Source organism: Pseudomonas sp. GCM10022186, assembly GCF_042656385.1.
Taxonomy (GTDB): domain Bacteria; phylum Pseudomonadota; class Gammaproteobacteria; order Pseudomonadales; family Pseudomonadaceae; genus Metapseudomonas.
The window spans coordinates 249228-267967 of record NZ_JBHSOU010000044.1; the positions used below are offsets into that span (position 1 = coordinate 249228).

General features: G+C 64.6%; 19 protein-coding genes. 9 read left to right on the plus strand and 10 right to left on the minus strand.

All coding sequences use genetic code 11. The features are described 5' to 3' along the window. The first annotated feature begins 20 nt into the window (after positions 1-20). The 3 genes from ACFPU0_RS15825 to ACFPU0_RS15835 all read left to right on the plus strand — a co-directional run bounded on the left by ACFPU0_RS15825 (position 21) and on the right by ACFPU0_RS15835 (position 2513). The gene (locus tag ACFPU0_RS15825) at positions 21-287 is read left to right on the plus strand and encodes a PepSY domain-containing protein (RefSeq protein ID WP_377694097.1); all 267 of its coding nucleotides are present in this window, start codon (positions 21-23) and stop codon (positions 285-287) included. A 3-nt stretch (positions 288-290) separates the two neighbouring features. Continuing rightward, positions 291-824 (plus strand): cytochrome b/b6 domain-containing protein, encoded by a 534-nt coding sequence (locus tag ACFPU0_RS15830; protein ID WP_377694098.1) that lies wholly within the window; start codon positions 291-293, stop codon positions 822-824. A gap of 282 nt (positions 825-1106) precedes the next feature. Beyond that, a complete protein-coding gene (locus ACFPU0_RS15835) occupies positions 1107-2513 on the plus strand; it encodes an MFS transporter (protein ID WP_377694099.1) in 1407 nt (468 codons plus the stop codon). A 168-nt stretch (positions 2514-2681) separates the two neighbouring features. On the opposite strand, the gene ACFPU0_RS15840 is transcribed toward ACFPU0_RS15835, so the two are convergent. From ACFPU0_RS15840 to ACFPU0_RS15855, 4 genes are all read right to left on the minus strand, one after another. Then, the gene (locus ACFPU0_RS15840; protein ID WP_377694101.1) at positions 2682-3632 is read right to left on the minus strand and encodes an adenosine deaminase; all 951 of its coding nucleotides are present in this window, start codon (positions 3630-3632) and stop codon (positions 2682-2684) included. Positions 3633-4041: 409 nt separating this feature from the next. Beyond that, positions 4042-4626, minus strand: a complete 585-nt coding sequence (locus ACFPU0_RS15845; RefSeq protein WP_377694103.1) for an IMPACT family protein — start codon at positions 4624-4626, stop codon at positions 4042-4044. Then, on the minus strand, positions 4626-5294 hold the full coding sequence (locus tag ACFPU0_RS15850) for a TetR/AcrR family transcriptional regulator (protein ID WP_377694105.1): 669 nt from the start codon (positions 5292-5294) through the stop codon (positions 4626-4628). Before ACFPU0_RS15850 ends, ACFPU0_RS15845 begins: the two co-directional genes overlap by 1 nt. A 251-nt stretch (positions 5295-5545) precedes the next feature. Next, positions 5546-6466, minus strand: a complete 921-nt coding sequence (locus tag ACFPU0_RS15855) for a LysR family transcriptional regulator (protein ID WP_377694106.1) — start codon at positions 6464-6466, stop codon at positions 5546-5548. A 120-nt stretch (positions 6467-6586) separates the two neighbouring features. Here ACFPU0_RS15855 and ACFPU0_RS15860 point away from each other — a divergent pair, with 120 nt between their 5' ends. From ACFPU0_RS15860 to ACFPU0_RS15870, 3 genes are all read left to right on the plus strand, one after another. Beyond that, a complete protein-coding gene (locus tag ACFPU0_RS15860) occupies positions 6587-7933 on the plus strand; it encodes an aspartate aminotransferase family protein (protein ID WP_377694107.1) in 1347 nt (448 codons plus the stop codon). After that, the gene (locus ACFPU0_RS15865) at positions 7933-8220 is read left to right on the plus strand and encodes a cupin domain-containing protein (protein ID WP_377694109.1); all 288 of its coding nucleotides are present in this window, start codon (positions 7933-7935) and stop codon (positions 8218-8220) included. The genes ACFPU0_RS15860 and ACFPU0_RS15865 overlap by 1 nt, the downstream gene beginning before the upstream one ends. Before the next feature lie 97 nt (positions 8221-8317). Beyond that, positions 8318-9814 carry a CoA-acylating methylmalonate-semialdehyde dehydrogenase gene (locus ACFPU0_RS15870; RefSeq protein WP_377694110.1) on the plus strand — a complete coding sequence of 499 codons (1497 nt, stop codon included), beginning with the start codon at positions 8318-8320 and terminating at the stop codon, positions 9812-9814. Positions 9815-9895: 81 nt separating this feature from the next. On the opposite strand, the gene ACFPU0_RS15875 is transcribed toward ACFPU0_RS15870, so the two are convergent. The 3 genes from ACFPU0_RS15875 to ACFPU0_RS15885 form a co-directional block, all read right to left on the minus strand. Then, positions 9896-10429, minus strand: a complete 534-nt coding sequence (locus ACFPU0_RS15875) for an REP-associated tyrosine transposase (protein WP_377694112.1) — start codon at positions 10427-10429, stop codon at positions 9896-9898. Further along, positions 10426-10962, minus strand: a complete 537-nt coding sequence (locus tag ACFPU0_RS15880; protein WP_377694114.1) for a Bro-N domain-containing protein — start codon at positions 10960-10962, stop codon at positions 10426-10428. The genes ACFPU0_RS15875 and ACFPU0_RS15880 overlap by 4 nt, the downstream gene beginning before the upstream one ends. A 439-nt stretch (positions 10963-11401) precedes the next feature. Then, entirely contained in the window at positions 11402-12691 is a 1290-nt protein-coding gene (locus ACFPU0_RS15885) for an NAD(P)/FAD-dependent oxidoreductase (RefSeq protein WP_377694115.1), read from the minus strand. A 246-nt stretch (positions 12692-12937) separates the two neighbouring features. On the opposite strand from ACFPU0_RS15885, the gene ACFPU0_RS15890 reads away from it, so the two are divergent. Further along, complete coding sequence (locus ACFPU0_RS15890; RefSeq protein WP_377694116.1) at positions 12938-13120, plus strand: type II toxin-antitoxin system HicA family toxin; 183 nt, start codon at positions 12938-12940, stop codon at positions 13118-13120. Between the two features lie 33 nt (positions 13121-13153). Continuing rightward, a complete protein-coding gene (locus ACFPU0_RS15895) occupies positions 13154-13561 on the plus strand; it encodes a type II toxin-antitoxin system HicB family antitoxin (RefSeq protein ID WP_377694118.1) in 408 nt (135 codons plus the stop codon). Between the two features lie 108 nt (positions 13562-13669). Here ACFPU0_RS15895 and ACFPU0_RS15900 read toward each other — a convergent pair whose 3' ends face one another. The 3 genes from ACFPU0_RS15900 to ACFPU0_RS15910 all read right to left on the minus strand — a co-directional run bounded on the left by ACFPU0_RS15900 (position 13670) and on the right by ACFPU0_RS15910 (position 16329). Then, positions 13670-14011: a zinc ribbon domain-containing protein YjdM gene (locus ACFPU0_RS15900; RefSeq protein ID WP_377694120.1), complete on the minus strand. Its 342-nt coding sequence runs from the start codon at positions 14009-14011 to the stop codon at positions 13670-13672. A 613-nt stretch (positions 14012-14624) separates the two neighbouring features. Beyond that, entirely contained in the window at positions 14625-15374 is a 750-nt protein-coding gene (locus tag ACFPU0_RS15905; protein WP_377694122.1) for a phytanoyl-CoA dioxygenase family protein, read from the minus strand. A 118-nt stretch (positions 15375-15492) separates the two neighbouring features. Further along, positions 15493-16329: an arylamine N-acetyltransferase family protein gene (locus ACFPU0_RS15910; RefSeq protein WP_377694123.1), complete on the minus strand. Its 837-nt coding sequence runs from the start codon at positions 16327-16329 to the stop codon at positions 15493-15495. Positions 16330-16711: 382 nt separating this feature from the next. Here ACFPU0_RS15910 and ACFPU0_RS15915 point away from each other — a divergent pair, with 382 nt between their 5' ends. Further along, positions 16712-18157, plus strand: coding sequence for a sodium:solute symporter family protein (locus tag ACFPU0_RS15915; protein WP_377694124.1), 1446 nt, complete (start codon positions 16712-16714; stop codon positions 18155-18157). Positions 18158-18740: the final 583 nt, after the last annotated feature.

The following is an 18740-nucleotide window of genomic DNA, read 5'->3' on the forward strand; positions in this document are numbered from 1 at the left end:
CACAATCAGAGGTCAACACCATGCGTAAGCTCCTCCTGCTTTCTTTGGCCCTCGTCAGCCCGCTGACCTTCGCCAAGACCGAATGCACCACTGCCGACAAGGCCCAGTGGCAAGACCAGACCAAGTTCCAGGACGACCTCAAGGCCCAGGGCTATGACATCAAGGTCTTCAAGGTCACCGCCGGCAATTGCTACGAGATCTACGGCTGGGACAAGGACAAGCGCAAGGTCGAGATCTACTTCAACCCGGTTGACGGCAAGGTGGTCAAGCAGGAGATCGAGGAATAAGTGGTGAGCGCCGAGACCGTTCGCCTATGGGACCCCGTGGTGCGGATCGGCCACTGGTCCCTGGTGGCCGCCTTCATCGGCGACTACTTCCTCAACGAGGCAGGTGACGGCTGGCACCGCTGGCTCGGCTACTACGCCGTGGCGGTAGTGCTGGTGCGCGTGGCCTGGGGCTTCGTGGGCCCCAGGCCGGCACGCTGGGCGGACTTCTGGCCCCGCCCGGCGCGCCTGGTCGCCCACGCCCGGGCACTGCTCAGTGGCGGGCACATGCATCGCCTCGGCCACTCGCCCCTGGGCGGCCTGGTGATGATCCTGATGCTCTTGCTGATGCTGGGCCTGGGCGTCACCGGCTTCCTGATGGAAGAAGTCGACTACTTCTGGGGCGAGGACCTGCCCCGGGACATCCATGTGTACATGGCCGACGGCCTGTTCGGGCTGGCCTGCATACATGTGCTGGCCGCGCTGGTGGAAAGCGTGCGCACGCGCGAGAACCTGCCCTGGTCCATGGTGACCGGCCGGCGCCGGGCGCCGAGCGAATGACGAGAGGGCCGCGCTGCGGCCCTTTTCGCGATTGAGATCGCTCACGGGAGGTAGGGGCCGTTGTAGGGGCGAATTCATTCGCCAAGGGCGGCGAAGCTGCCCCTGCAACCTCCGAATGGCAGCCCTGCGGCCTGCTTGGCGAATGAATTCGCTCCCACAGGTAATGCCTGCAGCCCGTTCTGGTCGGCCAGAGCTGCCCCCAGGTCGCATCCAGCGAACTACCCCTGCCTGTCCCCCGCCCATACTCGGGAGCACACCCCGTAGTGAAGGAAGGGACTCCCCATGCACGCACCTGGCTACAGTGCCGCCGAACGCCTCGAACGCCTGCCCGTCAGCGGTTACCACCGGCTGATCTTCATCATCATCGCCCTGGCCTTCTTCTTCGACTCCATGGACCTGGCGATGATGACCTTCCTGCTTGGCTCGATTAAGGCCGAGTTCGGCCTGAGCAGCGCCCAGGCGGGCCTGCTGGCCAGCTCCAGCTTCTTCGGCATGGTGCTCGGTGCTTCGCTGTCCGGGCTTCTGGCCGACCGTTTCGGGCGCAAGCCGGTATTCCAGGGCAGCATCATCCTCTGGGGCCTGGCCAGCTACCTCTGCTCCACCGCCCAGGACGTGGAAACCCTGACCCTCTTCCGCATCCTGCTGGGAATCGGCATGGGCATGGAATTCCCCATCGCCCAGTCGCTGCTGTCCGAGATGATCCCGGCCAGCCGCCGCGGCCGTTACATCGCCCTGATGGATGGCTTCTGGCCGCTGGGCTTCGTCGCTGCCGGGACGCTCTCCTACTTCCTGCTGGAGCGCATTGGCTGGCGCGACATCTTCCTGGTCCTGGCCTTCCCGGCGATCTTCGTCCTCGCCATCCGTTTCCTCATTCCGGAGTCCCCGCGCTGGCTGGAACAGGTGGGCCGGCTCAAGGACGCGGACAAGGTGCTGCGCGGCATCGAGCGGCGGGTCATGGCGTCCCTCGGCGCCAGCAGCCTGCCCGAGCCCCAGCGCATGCCGCGCCAGGCGACTCGCGCACCGGGCTTCTTCAGCGCCTTCGGTGAGCTCTGGTCGGCGCGCTATCGGCGCCGCACGCTGATGCTCTGGAGCCTCTGGTTCTTCGCCCTGCTGGGTTTCTACGGCCTCACCTCCTGGCTCAGCGCCCTGTTGCAGCAGTCCGGTTTCGCCGTTACCCAATCGGTCTACTACACAGTGCTGATCTCTCTCGGCGGCATTCCCGGTTTTCTTGCCGCCGCCTGGCTGGTGGAACGCTGGGGGCGCAAACCTACCTGTGTGCTGACCCTCCTGGGGGGCGGCGTCATGGCCTTCTTCTACGGGCAAAGCGCGGTGTTCGGCGGCAACCAGACGCTGCTGATCGGCACCGGCCTGGCCATGCAGTTCTTCCTGTTCGGCATGTGGGCGGTGCTTTACACCTACACGCCGGAGCTCTATCCCACCTCGGCCCGCGCCACCGGTTCCGGCTTCGCCTCGGCGGTGGGGCGCATCGGCTCGCTGCTGGGACCGGCCGTCACCGGCCTGCTATTCCCCCTCACCGGCCAGGGCGGTGTCTTCGCCCTGGGGGCGGCCTGTTTCGGCGTGGCGGCGCTGGTGGTCTGGGTGTTCGGCATGGAGACGCGTGGCCTGACCCTGGAAGAACTGGCGGGCGAGGAGGGTGGCAAGCCGGAATTGCGAGTGGTGGTGGATTAGCGCGAACTCTGCCGATTCGGGTGGATCACGCTCTACCGGTCCACCATCGGCGGCAGATGAGGGCGCTGATGGTGGACATGAAAAGCGCTATCCGCCCTACAGGGCCGCTTCGCGACCCTTTCGCGAATGAATTCGCTCCTACGGATTCAGCCCGCAGCGGGTGCTGCCTTATTTAATCAGGCGCGCATCCAGGCTGTTCTGCGCCAAGCGCCTGGCCTGGTCCTCGGTCATCCCCAGGTGCTCGTGCAGGGCGGCGAAGTTCTCCGTGACATAACCGCCGAAATAGGCCGGGTCATCGGAGTTCACCGTCACCTTCACACCGCGCTCCAGCATCTCGAGGATGTTGTGCTGGCGCATGTGCTCGAACACGCAGAGCTTGATGTTGGACAGCGGGCAGACGGTCAGCGGGATCTGCTCGTCGATGATGCGCTGCATCAGGCGCTCGTCCTCGATGGCGCGTACGCCGTGGTCGATACGTTCGATCTTGAGCAGATCCAGCGCTTCCCAGATGTACTCCGGCGGGCCTTCCTCGCCCGCGTGGGCGACGGTGAGGAAGCCTTCGGCACGGGCGCGGTCGAACACCCGCTGGAACTTGCTCGGCGGGTGGCCCTTTTCCGAGCTGTCCAGGCCGACGGCGATGAAGGCGTCGCGGAAGGGCAGGGCCTGGTCGAGGGTCTTCTGCGCTTCTTCCTCGGAGAGGTGGCGCAGGAAGCTGAGGATCAGCCCGGAGCTGATGCCCAGTTGCTCGCGACCATCTTCCAGGGCCTGGCGGATGCCGGACAGCACCACTTCGAAGGGAATGCCTCGATCGGTGTGGGTCTGCGGGTCGAAGAACGGCTCGGTGTGGATCACGTTCTGCGCCTTGCAGCGTTGCAGGTAGGCCCAGGTCAGGTCGTAGAAGTCCTGCTCGGTGCGCAGCACGTCGGCGCCCTGGTAGTAGAGGTCGAGGAACTCCTGCAGGTTGTTGAAGGCGTACGCCTTGCGCAGGGTTTCGACATCGGCCCAGGGCAGCACCACCTTGTTGCGTTCGGCCAGGGCGAACAGCAGTTCGGGTTCCAGCGAACCTTCCAGATGCAGGTGCAGCTCGGCCTTGGGCAGGGCATTCAGCCATTCGTACATGGTGGGTTCTCTTCATCAGGCGGGATGGCGGAAAGTTTACCTGTTGTTTGGGCGGATTCATGCGCCAGGTACGGAAGCACTCCGTCGGGCTGGTTCTGTTCGTTTTTTGATCAGTCTTTCGCAAGGCTCGCCAGCCTTGGGCTGCGGCGGATACTCCCAAGCTTATCCACAGTCTTTTCCCCGCTGGACGTGGACAAGCGCGGACCTGCCGAGCGCTTGCTGCGCCGCATTGGTGCGCGGAGGAATGCACCGTAAATCAGGTGCTTATGTTTGGGGCAGGGGATAAGCCGGGTACTGGGCAAAAAGCGAACAGTTCTTGCTAAGCCGCGCCGCTGCTGCCTTACAGACAAAAGCCCACGAGTTATCCACAGCGGGCTCCACAGAAAATGTGGGTGGTATTCGATGGGGGTCAGAGCCGCTTTATTTCCAGCCGGCCCCGGCTGATGTCCCGCAGGAGCTGCTCCAGCCCGGCGATCCGGCCTTCGGGGAGCGCCAGCACCAGTTCCGCGCCTTCGGCATCGAAGGCTTCGCTTTCCACCAGGGCCTCGAACTCGCCCAAGCGCGCCTTGAGCAGTGGCAATTCGGCGAACCCGGGATGGCAGCTGATGCGGCTGCGGGCCACCAGTTCCACGCGTTCGCCGCCCTGCAGGCACTTGGCGGCGCTGCCGCCGTAGGCGCGGGCCAGGCCGCCGGTGCCGAGCTGGATGCCGCCGTAATAGCGGATCACCAGCACCGCCACCTGGTCGCAATCCTGGCCCTCGATGGCGGCTAGGATGGGGCGGCCGGCGGTGCCGCCGGGTTCGCCGTCGTCGCTGAAGCGATACTGGTTGCCCAGCTTCCAGGCCCAGCAGTTGTGGGAGGCGCCGGGTTCGGACAGGCGGGCGATGAAGGCCTGCGCTTGCTCGACGCTGGCCACTTGTGCCGCGTGGGCGATGAAGCGGCTTTTCTTGATCTCCTCGCGGTATTCGGCGGGAGCGGACAGCGTGTAGGGCATCAGGCAGTCGCAGGGGGAGTCAGGCCGCAGCCCTTGAGGATGATCTGGATGAGGTTCTGGGTGGCCGCTTCGAAATCGTCCCTGGTCAGGCGCTTGCGCCCGGTGACCCGGCAGATCTGGGTATTGAAGTCGGCGTAGTGCTGGGTGCTGCCCCAGAGCAGGAAGATCAGGTTGACCGGGTCCACCGGGTCCATCTTGCCAGCGGCGATCCAGGCCTCGAACACCCCGGCGCGGCCCTTGAACCAGGCACGGTAGTCCTGGTCGAAGTGCGCCTCCAGGCAGCTTCCGCCGCTGATGATCTCCATGGCGAAGATCTTCGAGGCCAGCGGGTGGCGGCGGGAGAACTCCATCTTGGCGCGGATGTAGCGGGCCAGCGCTTCGGCCGGGTCGTCATCGGCGGTGAGGGTATTGAAGGTGCTGTCCCAGAGTTCCAGGTGGTTGCTCAGCACCGCGATGTACAGCCCCAGCTTGTTGCTGAAGTAGTAGTGCAGGTTGGCCTTGGGCAGCCCGGCGCGCAGGGCGATGGTATTCATGCTGGTGCCCTTGAAGCCGTGGCGGGCGAATTCTTCCTCGGCGGCGGCGAGTATCAGTTCTTCATTCTTCTGACGGATGCGGCCGGCCGGTCTGGCGGAAGGGCTCGGGCTGTGGGCGGGCACCAGTGAGGTCATGGGCTTCCTGATTCTTATGGGAATTGGCGACTGCACTGATACCCCAAGCCTGGCCTGTCCGACAAGCCAAAACTGTTGCGCCGGTCAGGTTATTTGCCGTTTTGTCGGGATTGAACCGACCTCCGTTTTGGGAGATTCCATATCAATCGGCGCGTAGGGTGGAAATCCCTTTGGGGATTGCCACCATCGGTGTCTTGCACGACCTCGCTGGTGGATATGAAGAGCGATATCCCCCTACAAGACCCGGTTCCTCAACTGGTCGCGGCGAGCGCCTCGAGGAAGCTCTCCAGCACCAGGTGCGGCCGGCGCCCCTTGCGGGTCACCGACGACAGCGACAGGTCATAGAAGCGGCTCGCCGGCTTCAGCGCCCGCAGCCGTCCCTGCTGCACCCAGAAGGCGGCGTAGTGGTCCGGCAGGTAGCCGATGTAGCGCCCGGTGAGGATGAGGAAGGCCATGCCCTCGCGGTCCGAGGCGCTGGCCGTGCAGCTGAGCGCCTGGTACTGGGCCTGGATCTCCGCCGGCAGGCGGAAGGTGGGGGCGACGGCGTCCTGCTGGTTCAGTCGCTCGTCGCTGAGCTGCTCGTCGGCGGCATAGAACAGTGGGTGGCCCACGGCGCAGTAGAGCAGCGAGCGCTCACTGTACAGCGGTCGGTATTCCAGGCCGGAAAGGGCCACGGTTTGCGGCACCACGCCGACGTGCAGACGGCCGTCGAGCACCCCTTGCTCCACCTCGCTGGGCGGTGTCATGCGGATGTTGATCTGCACGTCCGGGCCGCGTTCCTTCAGCCGCGACAGCGCATGGGTGATGCGCATGTGCGGCAGGGTCACCATGTTGTCGGTGAGGCCGATGTTCAACTCGCCGCGCAGGTGCTGGTGCAGGCCATTGACCTCGGTGCGGAAGGTCTCCAGCGCCGCCAGCAACTGCATGGACGAGTGGTACACCTCGCGGCCTTCCTCGGTCAGGGCGAAGCCGGCGCGGCCGCGCTGGCACAGGCGCAGGCCCAGGCGCTGCTCCAGGTCGCTCATCTGCTGGCTGATGGCCGAGCGGCCGATGCCCAGCACGCTCTCGGCGGCGGAGAAGCCGCCGCATTCCACCACGCTGCGGAAGATGCGCAGCAGGCGGATATCGAAATCGCTGACCTGCGCCAGCGGCTCGGGGCGACGGCTGCTCATGGTTTAGTAACCTCTAACCTAAAGATTTGAAAAGTTGGATTTTCGTGACTTTATGCCCGTGGCAATGTTGGCAGCAAGTAGCCCGTCGTTCCCCAGAACAAGACACTTTAGAGGCCAGACATGAACATGCCGCAGAACGCCCAGCTTCCCCTCGCCAGCCAGCTCAAGCTGGATGCTCACTGGATGCCCTTCTCCGCCAACCGCAACTTCCAGCGCGATCCGCGCTTGATTGTCGGCGCCGAAGGCAGCTGGCTGATCGACGACCAGGGCCGCCGCATCTATGACAGCCTGTCCGGCCTGTGGACCTGTGGCGCCGGCCATACCCGCAAGGAAATCCAGGAAGCCGTGGCCAGGCAGCTCGGCACCCTCGACTACGCCCCGGCCTTCCAGTACGGCCACCCGCTGTCCTTCCAGCTGGCCGAGAAGATCGCCAGCCTGACCCCCGGCGAGCTGAACCACGTGTTCTTCACCGGCTCCGGCTCCGAGAGCGCCGACACCTCCATCAAGATGGCCCGCGCCTACTGGCGCCTGAAGGGGCAGCCGAGCAAGACCAAGCTGATCGGCCGCGCCCGTGGCTACCACGGCGTGAACGTCGCCGGCACCGCCCTGGGCGGCATCGGCGGCAACCGCAAGATGTTCGGCCAACTGATGGATGTCGACCACCTGCCGCACACCCTGCAACCGGGCCTGGCCTTCACCAAGGGCATGGCCGAGACCGGCGGTGTGGAACTGGCCAACGAACTGCTCAAGCTGATCGAGCTGCACGACGCCTCCAACATCGCCGCGGTGATCGTCGAGCCCATGTCCGGCTCCGCCGGCGTGCTGGTACCGCCCAAGGGCTACCTGCAGCGCCTGCGCGAGATCTGCGATGCGCACAACATCCTGCTGATCTTCGATGAGGTGATCACCGCCTTCGGCCGCATGGGCAAGCTGACCGGTGCCGAATACTTCGGCGTGACCCCGGACATCATGAACGTGGCCAAGCAGGTCACCAACGGCGCCATCCCCATGGGTGCGGTGATCGCCAGCCGCGAGATCTACCAGACCTTCATGAACCAGGCGACGCCCGAGTACGCCGTCGAGTTCACCCACGGCTACACCTACTCCGCGCACCCGGTCGCCTGCGCCGCCGGCCTGGCCGCCCTGGACCTGCTGGAGAAGGAAAACCTGGTGCAGCAATCCGCCGAGCTGGCCCCGCACTTCGAAAAGGCCATCCACGGCCTGAAGGGCGCCAGGCACGTGATCGACATCCGCAACTGCGGCCTGGCCGGTGCCCTGCAGCTGGCCCCGCGCGACGGCGACGCCATCGTCCGTCCGTTCGAGGCCGGCATGGCCCTGTGGAAGGCCGGTTTCTACGTGCGCTTCGGTGGCGACACCCTGCAGTTCGGCCCGACCTTCAACGCCAAGCCGGAAGAGCTGGACCGCCTGTTCGACGCCGTCGGCCAGGCCCTGCAGGGCGTCAACTGATGAGCCAGCGCCCCCAGGCGGTGCCCACCGTGCAGGTGGACAACGACGAGGTGATAGTCACCGAGTGGCGCTTCGTTCCCGGTGCCGAAACCGGCAGCCACCGCCACGGTTACGACTACGTGGTGGTGCCCATGACCAACGGTACCCTGCTGCTGGAAACCCCGGAGGGCGACAAGCACGCCCCCCTGGTGGCCGGGCAGAGCTACTTCCGCAAGGCGGGCGTGGAACACAACGTGATCAACGCCAGCGACCACGAAGTGGTATTCGTGGAAACCGAACTCAAGTAACGCACGGTCTGCTCCCTCTCCCTCCGGGAGAGGGCTGGGGAGAGGGAATGCCACCCCTGCGGACCAACCGAATAAAGCCCTACAAGAGACCCCACCCATGAGCAGCATCCCGCACCTGATCAACGGCGAGCGCATCACTGAGCAAGGCCGCACCACCGAGGTGTTCAATCCGTCCACCGGCGAGGCCATCCACCAGTTGGGCCTGGCCAGCCGCGCCACCGTGCAGCAGGCCATCGACGCCGCCAGGGCCGCCTTCCCGGCCTGGCGCAACACCCCGCCGGCCAAGCGCGCCCAGGTGCTGTTCCGCTTCAAGCAATTGCTGGAACAGAACGAGGCGGTCATCGCCCAGCTGATCAGCGAAGAGCACGGCAAGACCCTGGAAGACGCCGCCGGCGAGCTCAAGCGCGGCATCGAGAACGTCGAATACGCCTGCGCCGCCCCGGAAATCCTCAAGGGCGAATACAGCCGCAACGTCGGCCCGAACATCGACGCCTGGAGCGACTTCCAGCCGCTCGGCGTGGTCGCCGGCATCACCCCCTTCAACTTCCCGGCCATGGTGCCGCTGTGGATGTACCCGCTGGCCATCGCCTGCGGCAACACCTTCATCTTGAAGCCCTCCGAGCGCGACCCGAGCTCCACCCTGCTGATCGCCGAACTCTTCCACCAGGCCGGCCTGCCCAAGGGCGTGCTCAACGTTGTCAATGGCGACAAGGAAGCGGTGGACGCGCTGATCGAGGCGCCGGAAGTCAAAGCCATCAGCTTCGTCGGTTCCACCCCGATCGCCGAGTACATCTACACCGAAGGCGCCAAGCGCGGTAAGCGCGTGCAGGCCCTGGGCGGCGCCAAGAACCACGCCGTGCTGATGCCCGACGCCGACCTCGACAACGCCGTCAGCGCGCTGATGGGCGCCGCCTACGGCTCCTGCGGCGAGCGCTGCATGGCCATCTCGGTGGCGGTGTGCGTGGGCGACCAGATCGCCGATGCCCTGGTGGACAAGCTCGTCCCGCAGATCAAGGGCCTGAAGGTTGGCGCCGGCACCTGCACTGGCCTCGACATGGGCCCGCTGGTCACCGCCGCCGCCCGCGACAAGGTGGTCGGCTACATCGACGACGGCCTCAAAGCCGGTGCCGAACTGGTGGTGGACGGCCGCGGCTATCGCGTGGCCGGCCACGAAGACGGCTACTTCGTCGGCGGCACCCTGTTCGACCGCGTCACCGCCGACATGCGCATCTACCAGGAAGAGATCTTCGGCCCGGTGCTGTGCATCGTCCGCGTCGACAGCCTGGAAGCCGCCATGCAGCTGATCAACGCGCACGAATACGGCAACGGCACCTGCATCTTCACCCGCGACGGCGAAGCCGCCCGCCTGTTCTGCGACGAGATCGAAGTGGGCATGGTCGGCGTCAACGTGCCACTGCCGGTACCGGTGGCCTACCACAGCTTCGGCGGCTGGAAGCGCTCGCTGTTCGGCGACCTGCACGCCTACGGCCCGGACGGCGTGCGCTTCTACACCCGCCGCAAGGCCATCACCCAGCGCTGGCCGCAGCGCGCGACCCATGAGGCCGCCCAGTTCGCCTTTCCTAGCAATGGCTGAGTGATGTGTTGAATGAGGAAGCCCCGGTATTTGCCGGGGCTTTTTCGTTTGATGGGTTTCGCTCCGCTAGAGCGAAACCCATCACCGTTCCCCCGCACCGATGTCGATATCGTCTCCGCTCCCCGCCCAATCCAGCGGCAGGATGCCCGCCTTCACATACCGATGAAACGACGACCACGGCCAATCGGCCACGCGTTCGACGTAACCATGTTTGCGCGGGTTGTGGTGGATGTAATCCACATGTCGCGCGAAATCTTCTTCGTCACGAATGCGATGCTCCCAGAACCGGCGCTGCCAGATGCCGCGTTCGCCTTTGCTCAACCGGCTTGCAGATGCCTGTTCTCCATAGGGAAGCGCGCGGGAAAACTCGGTCTTGATCAGCCGCCAGCGCCGGGCATAGTCGGCGTCACCCTCCGGCAGGGTGCACAACGCGTGAAGGTGCTCGGGGAGGATGACAATCGCGTCGATGCGCCAGGGATGACGCTTCATGCAATAGCGGAAGCTGGCACGCAGCAGGTCGATCTGGTCGATGAGCAGGCGGCTTCGCCGGTCGGCGAGATTCAGGGTGAAGAACCAGGTTGAGCCTGGAGTGTGGTCGCGACGGTAGTCGGTCATGGTTGGCGTCCTTGCCATTGATTGATGGGTATCGCTGCGCTCCACCACATCCTACGGTGGGGTGCATGGCTTCGTAATTGGATGGACTCGCCCTCGCCGAGGCGTCGAGCGCGCCACGGCATCCACAATTCACCTTGCCACTCCAACAGCATCAGCCGCTGCGATTGCCAACTGAGCATGACCCGGCGGGGATGGAAGTAGTCCTCAGCGTGCTGGTCGCGCAGGGTAGGGATGACTTCGCGGGTCAGCCATTCATCCAGTTGCCGGCATTCGGGGTGGCCGAAGCGGATCAGCGCCTTGTAGAGGCCGGCTTCGTTGATGAGGTCGAGGGTTTCTTCGCTGCCGGTGGAATAGCGCAGGCGGGCGCGGCGGGTTTCATGGGGCTTGAGGCGTTTGGGCAGGGTCTGTGGATGGTGCAGGCCGAACAGGCGGGCGAAGTCGTAGGCGGCGAACCAGGGCTGGTTGTCGATCATCACGCCACGTAGCGGGCGGTTATGGCGGGTGAAGAAGGTGGGGGTGTATGCATCGTGCATGGTGTCTCTCCGTTTGCGGGTTTAGTCCGCCACCCCCATCGCTAAATGAAGGGTGGCGGATCGCGCAGGGTTAGCGAACCGGGCAAACGGAGCCGGCAGACCGCAGGGGTCTCCCCGCGCGATCCGCCATTAGATGATGCAGTCCTGAAAACTGCATGCGAGCCGGTGCGTACCAGAAACGTCCGCCGTTTCTCGTATGCGCCGTAGGCGCTATCGCGCCGCTTGCTTCAGGTCGCTAAACCCGGTCGCGGGATTGACCGCGACCGGGGCACGTTAGGGATGCATGTGGGCGCGAACAAGCCCCGGAAATGGGGTTGGGAAATTTCCGCGTTCTACGCGGAATGATGGGTATCGCTTCGCTCAACCACATCCTACGAAACCCCCACCTGTAGGATGGGTCGGGCGGCGTTCCGCGAGCGAAGCGATACCCATCAACGGCCTACCGATTCAACCGCCGCGCATCGAAGGCGTCGCGGGCCTGGAAGGCGGTGTAGGTCATCTGCGCGGCGACCAGGCCGGCGAGGCCGAAGGTGCGGGTCAGGCCGAACTTCTTGAAGCCGGCGGGAATCGGCGCGGCGTTGGCGATGGCATCCGCCAGCACCTCGCCAGCCACGGTGGTGGGCGCCATGCCGTGGCCGCCGAAGCCGATGGCGTGCCAGATGCCGTCGTCATCCTGGCCGATCTGCGCCATCTGGTGACGGCCATAGCTCATCAGCCCGCCCCAGGAGTACTCGATTTCCACGTCTGCCAGCTGGGGGTAGACCGATACCAGGTCTGCCTTGAGCAGGCCGGCGATGGCTTCCGGGCCGCGGTCGAGGATGGAGATCCGGCCGCCCCAGAGAATCCGGCTGTCCTGCAGCGGGCGGTAGTAGTCGAAGGCGAAGCGCGTATCGTAGACCGCCGCTTCGCAGTCGATGGCGTCCTTCAGGCGCTGGCCGAGCGGTTCAGTGGCGACCACATAGGTGGCGATGGGCAACACCGCGCGCTCGACGGGGCGATAAACGCCGCGCGCATAGCCGCCGCCGGAAAACACGACATGCTCGGCATGCACTTCGCCGCCGGCGGTCTTCACCAGGTATTTTCCGGCGCGTCTTTCGATGGCCAGGGCGGGGGAGCGCTCGTGGATGCGGACGCCCAATCCGGCCACCGTGCGGGCGACGCCGCAGACGTACTTCAGCGGATGGAAGTGAAAGGCGTTGCGCTCCAGCAGGCCGCCGAAGTAGCGCCCGGTCTTCAGCATCTCCTTCAACTGGCCGGGCGGGATGTACTGCCAATCCACGCCGTAGGCTTCCTTCATCAGCTTGCGCGGGGTTTCCAGGCGAGCGGGGTCGTTGAACCAGTTGGCGAGGATCACGCCCTTGTCCACCAGGTCGCAGTCGATGCCGTATTGCCGGACGCGGCTGCGGATCAGGTCTACCGCATCGATGGTCAGCCGATACAGGCGGCGGGCCTCCGCCGCGCCCAGTGTGGCGAGAAGGTCGGCGTTGCCCAGGCTGTAGCCGCCGAAGACGAAACCGCCATTGCGCCCCGAGGCACCATGGCCGACGCCATGGGATTCCAGCACCACCACATCGGTTACGCCGCGCTCGGCCAGGCCGAGGGCGGTCGAAAGTCCGGCCAGGCCGCCGCCGAGAATGCAGACGCGGGCATCGATCCGTCCGGACTGGGCGGGAAAGGTCGGTTTCTCGACCGTGGCTTCGTAGTAGGTCTTGAGGAAGTTGGTGTGCATCAGTCGATCCTGCAGCCCGGCGGAACGCGATCCGTCCGCCTGTTTCTAGTTGAACGACTGTTTAACGTTTCCGGCAGGTCGAGGGCAACCGAATAATCCGCCGTATGTCAGTCCTCGGTGGAATGATCTGCGGAGCCTGATTGGCGGGCGTGTCGGGTTTCGCACAGCTCAGCCCAACCTACGGATAAATTGCGGTTTCCCAAGAGGTGGTTACTATAACCACCAAATCCACGCCAAGGACTGGACGTGAACAGCCGACATCTTATGGAGCTGATCGAGGCCGATGGTTGGTTTCTGGTCAGGATCAGGGGCAGTCATCATCACTTCAAGCACCCGACCAAGCCGGGGCTGGTGACGATTCCCCACCCGAAGAAGGATCTGCTGCCCCGGACGGCGGCCAGCATTCTCAAACAGGCCGGCCTCAGGTGAGCCTGTTCCATCTCTCCCGACGAGGACCACATCATGCTTTACCCGATCGCGATTCTTCCCGGTGACGATGGGCATGCCTGGGGGGTGGAAGTACCGGATCTGCCCGGTTGCTTCTCCGCTGGCGACGATCTGGACGAGGCGATGGCCATGGCGCGGGAGGCCATCGAGGGGCATCTGGAGATTCTCGCGGAGGAGGGCGCGCCCATTCCGGTAGCGAGGAAGGTGACCTTCCATGCGGCGAACCCGGACTATGCCGGCTGCACCTGGGCATTGGTGGATATCGAGGTGACCCGTTACATGGGCAAGGCGGAGAAGCTGAACATCACGCTGCCGGGCTATCTGCTCAATCGCATCGATGATTACGTAAGGAGCCACCCGGAGCAGAAGAGCCGTTCGGGGTTCCTGGCGGCGGCGGCGCTGAGGGTATTGCAGGAGTCTTGAGTGACGTCGCAGGACGCATTGTCGGGCTTAGCTGCGCTCGGACCAGCGTTGCCCGCACCAACCTACGGCAGGAGCCCTCTCCCCGAAGGGAGAGGGGAGCAAGGAGGATCACACCTTGCGCACGAACTCCGACTTCAGCTTCATCGCGCCGATGCCGTCGATCTTGCAGTCGATGTCGTGGTCGCCGTCGACCAGGCGGATGTTCTTCACCTTGGTGCCGACCTTCACCACCAGGGACGAGCCCTTGACCTTGAGGTCCTTGATCACGGTGATGGTGTCGCCGTCCTGCAGGACGTTGCCGACGGAGTCCTTGATCACTTTCTCGTCGCCGGCGACCTCAGCACTGGCCTCGGCGGACCACTCGTAGGCGCACTCGGGGCAGATCAGCAGCGCGCCGTCTTCATAGGTGAATTCGGAGTTGCATTTGGGGCAGGGCGGCAGTGTGCTCATGGCGTACCTCGGCTTCGATGTCACGAAAAGCCGCATATTGTATAAGGTTTTGCCATGGATTTGCCGATTTTTGCGGTTTCAGCCGGCAGGAGCAACAAGGCGGCAAGGCGGGTGGGCATGGCAGTTTCCTGCGCGGGAGCTGCCTTGAGTAAAGAACAGCGCGACCCGGAGGTACGCACAATTTCTGTGGAGCGTGCTGTGGATATCTTCTGGATGAATTGCGCCAGGGCTTGTGCCAGACGGGTTGGGCCGGGTTGCTCGTTTCATGTGCGGGAAAGGTGCAACCGGGGTAATCGGGCTGCCTGCCCCGGATACCCACGGATTCTGTGGGGCAAGTTGTGGATAGCTTCTGGATTCCGGGCTGGAGGCTGCGTGGGGCACTTGTTTCAGGCAGGTGTTCGGATTTTGACCAGCGGCTGTGAAGCCATGGGCGCCGGGTTGCAATGTCCGGGCCTGCAGCCTGAATGTCGATTGACATAGCCCCCACGCGTGATGCTGTGCGCGGCTGGGCGATGCCCACAAAAACTGTGGGCCTCTCTGTGGATATCTTCGGGATAAGTCCGTGGGCAGCCCGCGGCGGCTGGGCCGGAAGCGCTTGCTCGGTTTTTCGTCGTCAGTCGTATTCGGCGGCCTGGTGGTCACCCAGCAAGCGGCGCTGGCGAGCCGTGCAGGCGGCCAGCACTTCGGCGTTGAAGCGGAAGGCCAGGTAAGGCGAGAACTTCTGCGCCACCATGCGTCGGCCATAGTGGATCTGCAGCAGGTAGCGGCTGCGGTCGGCGGTGCGATTGCGGCTGCCGGCGTGCCACAGCTCGCTGCGGAACATCAGCACATCGCCGGCCTTGCACAACACCGCCTCGGCGGCCTTGCCCTGCCAGGTGGTTTCGCCCGGCCGGGGCTTGCGGCCGGCGCGATGGCTGCCGGGGATGACCAGGGTGGGACAGAGGTCGGCGTCGATATCGTCGAGGTAGAGGTGGGCGGTGCAGATTTGCATGGGCAGCGGGAAGGCCGGGTCGGCCAGCAGGTCTTCCGGCAGCTCCATCACCAGGTGGTCGAGGTGCAGGTCGGCGCCGACGAATCCGGGGTGGCAGCGCCAGGCGGTCTGGCCGATCACATGGCAGTCTTCGCCCAGGGCCGCCTCGGCCAGCTCGATCACCCCCGGCAGGTCCAGGTAGGGCAGCCATTCCGGCCCCCGGTTGAACACGCATTTGAAGTGGTCGTCCACCAGGCCGGTGTAGTCCCAGTGGATGGGCTGGAGCTGGTCCATCAGGCGACGCAGGGTGGCGATGCCTGGAGCGTCGAGCACGCCGGGGAGGAGGGTGAAGCCCTGGGTGTGGAGGGCCTGGAGGAGGTCGGTGGTGGACATGGGAATGTCCTCGAGCACGGGGCGCCATTTGTAGGGTGGACCACGCTTCACCGGTCCACCATTCGAGGTTCGGGGTGGCGCCGATGGTGGATGGAAAAGCGCTATCCGCCCCACGGGATCAGACGTTCAACAGTCCTGCGAGGCGTTGCCGCAGCGGCTCGATCTCGTCTTCGCGCAGGTCGAGCAGGAAATCCGTCCGCAGCACGTCCACCAGCTCGCTGGCGTCTTCGATCTTGCGGCTTTCCACTCGGCCATCGCGAAAGCGCTTGTTGAACAGGCCATTGGCCAGGGTCAGGCGGCAGTCGCCTTCGCTGCGGGCGCTCATCAGCATCTGGCGGAACACGCTGTCAGGGTGGGTGGAGGTGTACCAGTTGCGCGGGATGCAATCGACCCAGGCGTTCACTTCGGGAGCGAAGCGGTAGCAGGCCGCCCAGCCGGTCTCGGTGCGGAAATTCTCCAGCTGCACTTCACCCGAGCCGTCGTCCTGGGGGCGCAGGCGGTAGGGGAAGTCAGGGTCTGCCGGGCCCTCCAGGGGCACGGCGCGCCAGGGGGTGGCGGAACCGAAGCCGACGTCCGCCAGGTGCGGGCCTTCGGGCAGCCGCACGCGCAGCATCAGGTGGGAGAGCATGGTCTGCGGCGCGTCCAGCGGCAGGCCCCAGCGTACCCGGCCGCCCAGCAGTTCGACGCGGTAGCCCAGGGCCAGCAACAGACGGGCGAAGAGATTGTTCAGTTCGTAGCAGTAGCCGCCACGCCGGCGCTCCACCACCTTGGCGAACACCGAATCGGCATCGATGCGAATGGGCCGGTCGAGCAGGACGTCGACATTCTCGAAGGCGACCCGGCGCTGGTGGGCGGCGATCAGCCGGTCGAGGCTGGCGAGGTCGGGCTGCTGTGGAACCGGGGTGTCCAGGTGACGCAGGTAGGCCGCGGTTTGCTGGGGGTTCAGCGCGTGCATGCAGGAAGGCTCCATGACGATGACGCCTGGATGCTAGCAGATGCCTTTGCCTAGGCGATGAACGGTAGCCAGGTGTCTTTCTTAATCAACGGTGCCTGTAAAAAATAAAAAACTGACGAGTCACAAGGTGACGTTGCAAAAGCCTTTAAGTCGGTGTATTGCGACGAGTCCTGTCTTGAGGGTCAGAAGCGTTCTGTCGTTTTTTTTGCTCATTCGCAACTTAATTGTTTGACATATTTTACGTCTTTGGCAGACTTCGCCTCCGTGGTAACCGCCCGGATCGCTCCGAGCCGGGCCCCGCCGTCAATAACAAAAACTCCGTCAGTCGAGGTGCCTTCCCCAGGTCCCGGCCCCGACGGGCGTGCCTCTGGAACAAGAACAAATGCTGATCTGGTTTGTTGCGGTATACCTGCTGATCACCGTTGGTGTCGGTTTCTACGCCTCCACTCGTGTCAAAAACTCCAAGGACTTCGCGGCCGGTGGCCGGAGCATGTCCTTCTCCCTGGTCGCAGCGATGGTGTTCGCCACCTGGTTCGGCTCGGAAGCCGTACTGGGCATTCCCGCGACTTTCATCGAGGAAGGCTTCGCCGGGATCATCGAAGACCCCTTCGGCTCCTTCGGTTGCCTGATGCTGGTGGGCCTGGTCTTCGCCCGCCCGCTGTACCGCATGAACCTGCTGACCATCGGCGATTTCTTCCGCAAGCGCTTCGGCCCGAATGTCGAGATGATCACCAGCCTGGTCATCATCGGCTCCTACCTGGGCTGGGTCGCCGCGCAGCTCACCGCGCTGGGCCTGGTGTTCAACGTGCTGTCCGACGGTTCCATCACCACCACCCAGGGCATGCTGATCGGCACCGGCATCGTGCTGCTCTACACCCTGTTCGGCGGCATGTGGTCCGTGGCCCTGACCGACTTCATGCAGATGGTCATCATCGTCGTCGGCCTGGTGTACCTGACCTGGCTGATCGGCGACATGGCCGGTGGCGCCGACGTGGTGATCAGCCACGCCGCCAGCCAAGGCAAGTTCAGCTTCATGCACAGCTTCGAGCCGCGTGACGTAGTCGCCTTCATCGGCGCAGCGGTGACCATGATGTTCGGCTCCATCCCGCAGCAGGACGTATACGCCCGCGTGATGTCGGCCAAGACCGAGAACATCGCCGCCCGCGCGTCCATGACCGGCGCCGTGTTCTACCTGTCGTTCTGCATGTTGCCGATCTTCCTCACCTATGCCACCTCTCTGATCGACCCGGCCATGGTGCAGAAGTGGCTGGCCGAGGATTCGCAGATGATCCTGCCGCACCTGATCATGGAGCGTACCCCGCTGTTCGCCCAGATCATGTTCTTCGGCGCGCTGCTGTCGGCCATCATGTCCACCGCTTCCGGCACCCTGCTGGCGCCGTCGGTGACCTTCACCGAGAACGTGCTCAAGCGCTTCATCCCGAACATGAGCGATCGTCAGTTCCTGCTGGCCATGCGCCTGAGCGTGGTGGCGATGACCGTGGCCACCTCGGTGTTCGCCCTGTACTCCGACGCGAGCATCTACGAGATGGTCGGCAACGCCTACAAGGTGACCCTGGTCGCCGCCGTGGTGCCGCTGTTCTTCGGTCTGTTCTGGAAGCGCGCCACTACCCAGGGCGCCCTGCTGGCCATCGCCTTCGGCCTGCTGTCCTGGGTCTACCTGGAAGCCACCTATGCCGACACCGACTTCTGGCCGCCGCAACTCGCCGGCCTGCTGTTCAGTGTCCTGGGCATGGTGGTGGGTTCGCTGCTGCCGCAACTCGTGCGCAGCCGTGCCGAGATCATCGGTGTGTCGCCGGCCAGCGCCTGAGTGCACTGAGCCCCATGAAAGAGCCCCGCCAAGTGCGGGGCTTTTTCATGGGACTGCGGAACAACCTTGTAGGGGCGAATTCATTGGCTATGTCTGCATTAAGTGTTGCTAGAACGTCCTGAGCCAAGCTGATTATCGAGCGGACGGCGAGTCCCTGTTTCGCCTCCCGGCGAGTCACTTTTCTCAAACGTCGGAATGCCGAACCACAGAAAAGTAACCAAAAGCGCTTGCCCCTGCATCCGGCCCCGGCTTCGCCGGGGTGACCAGCCTTCGGCTGTTACTGCGTTTCCCTCGCTCCATCGTTGCGCCGGGGGCCCGGCGTGAGGGGCCATCCCTGGCCCCGCACGCCACTCGCGGCATCCATGCCGCTCGTCCCCTGCGCAACGATTCCGCTCGGCCTCCTGACGGGGCGCAGTCGCCGCCCCACCTTTGGTGCTCAGTTTCAGACCGGTATCGGCTTCAGGATTGCTGCGCCCTGTCAGGCGCGAGTCACCCCTCTCCTCTTCAGGGGTGAAGAGGCACGCTTTCGGAAGCACCGCTTCCGGTGCCGATGAACGCCTGAGCGCGAAGCGATCAGGCAGGG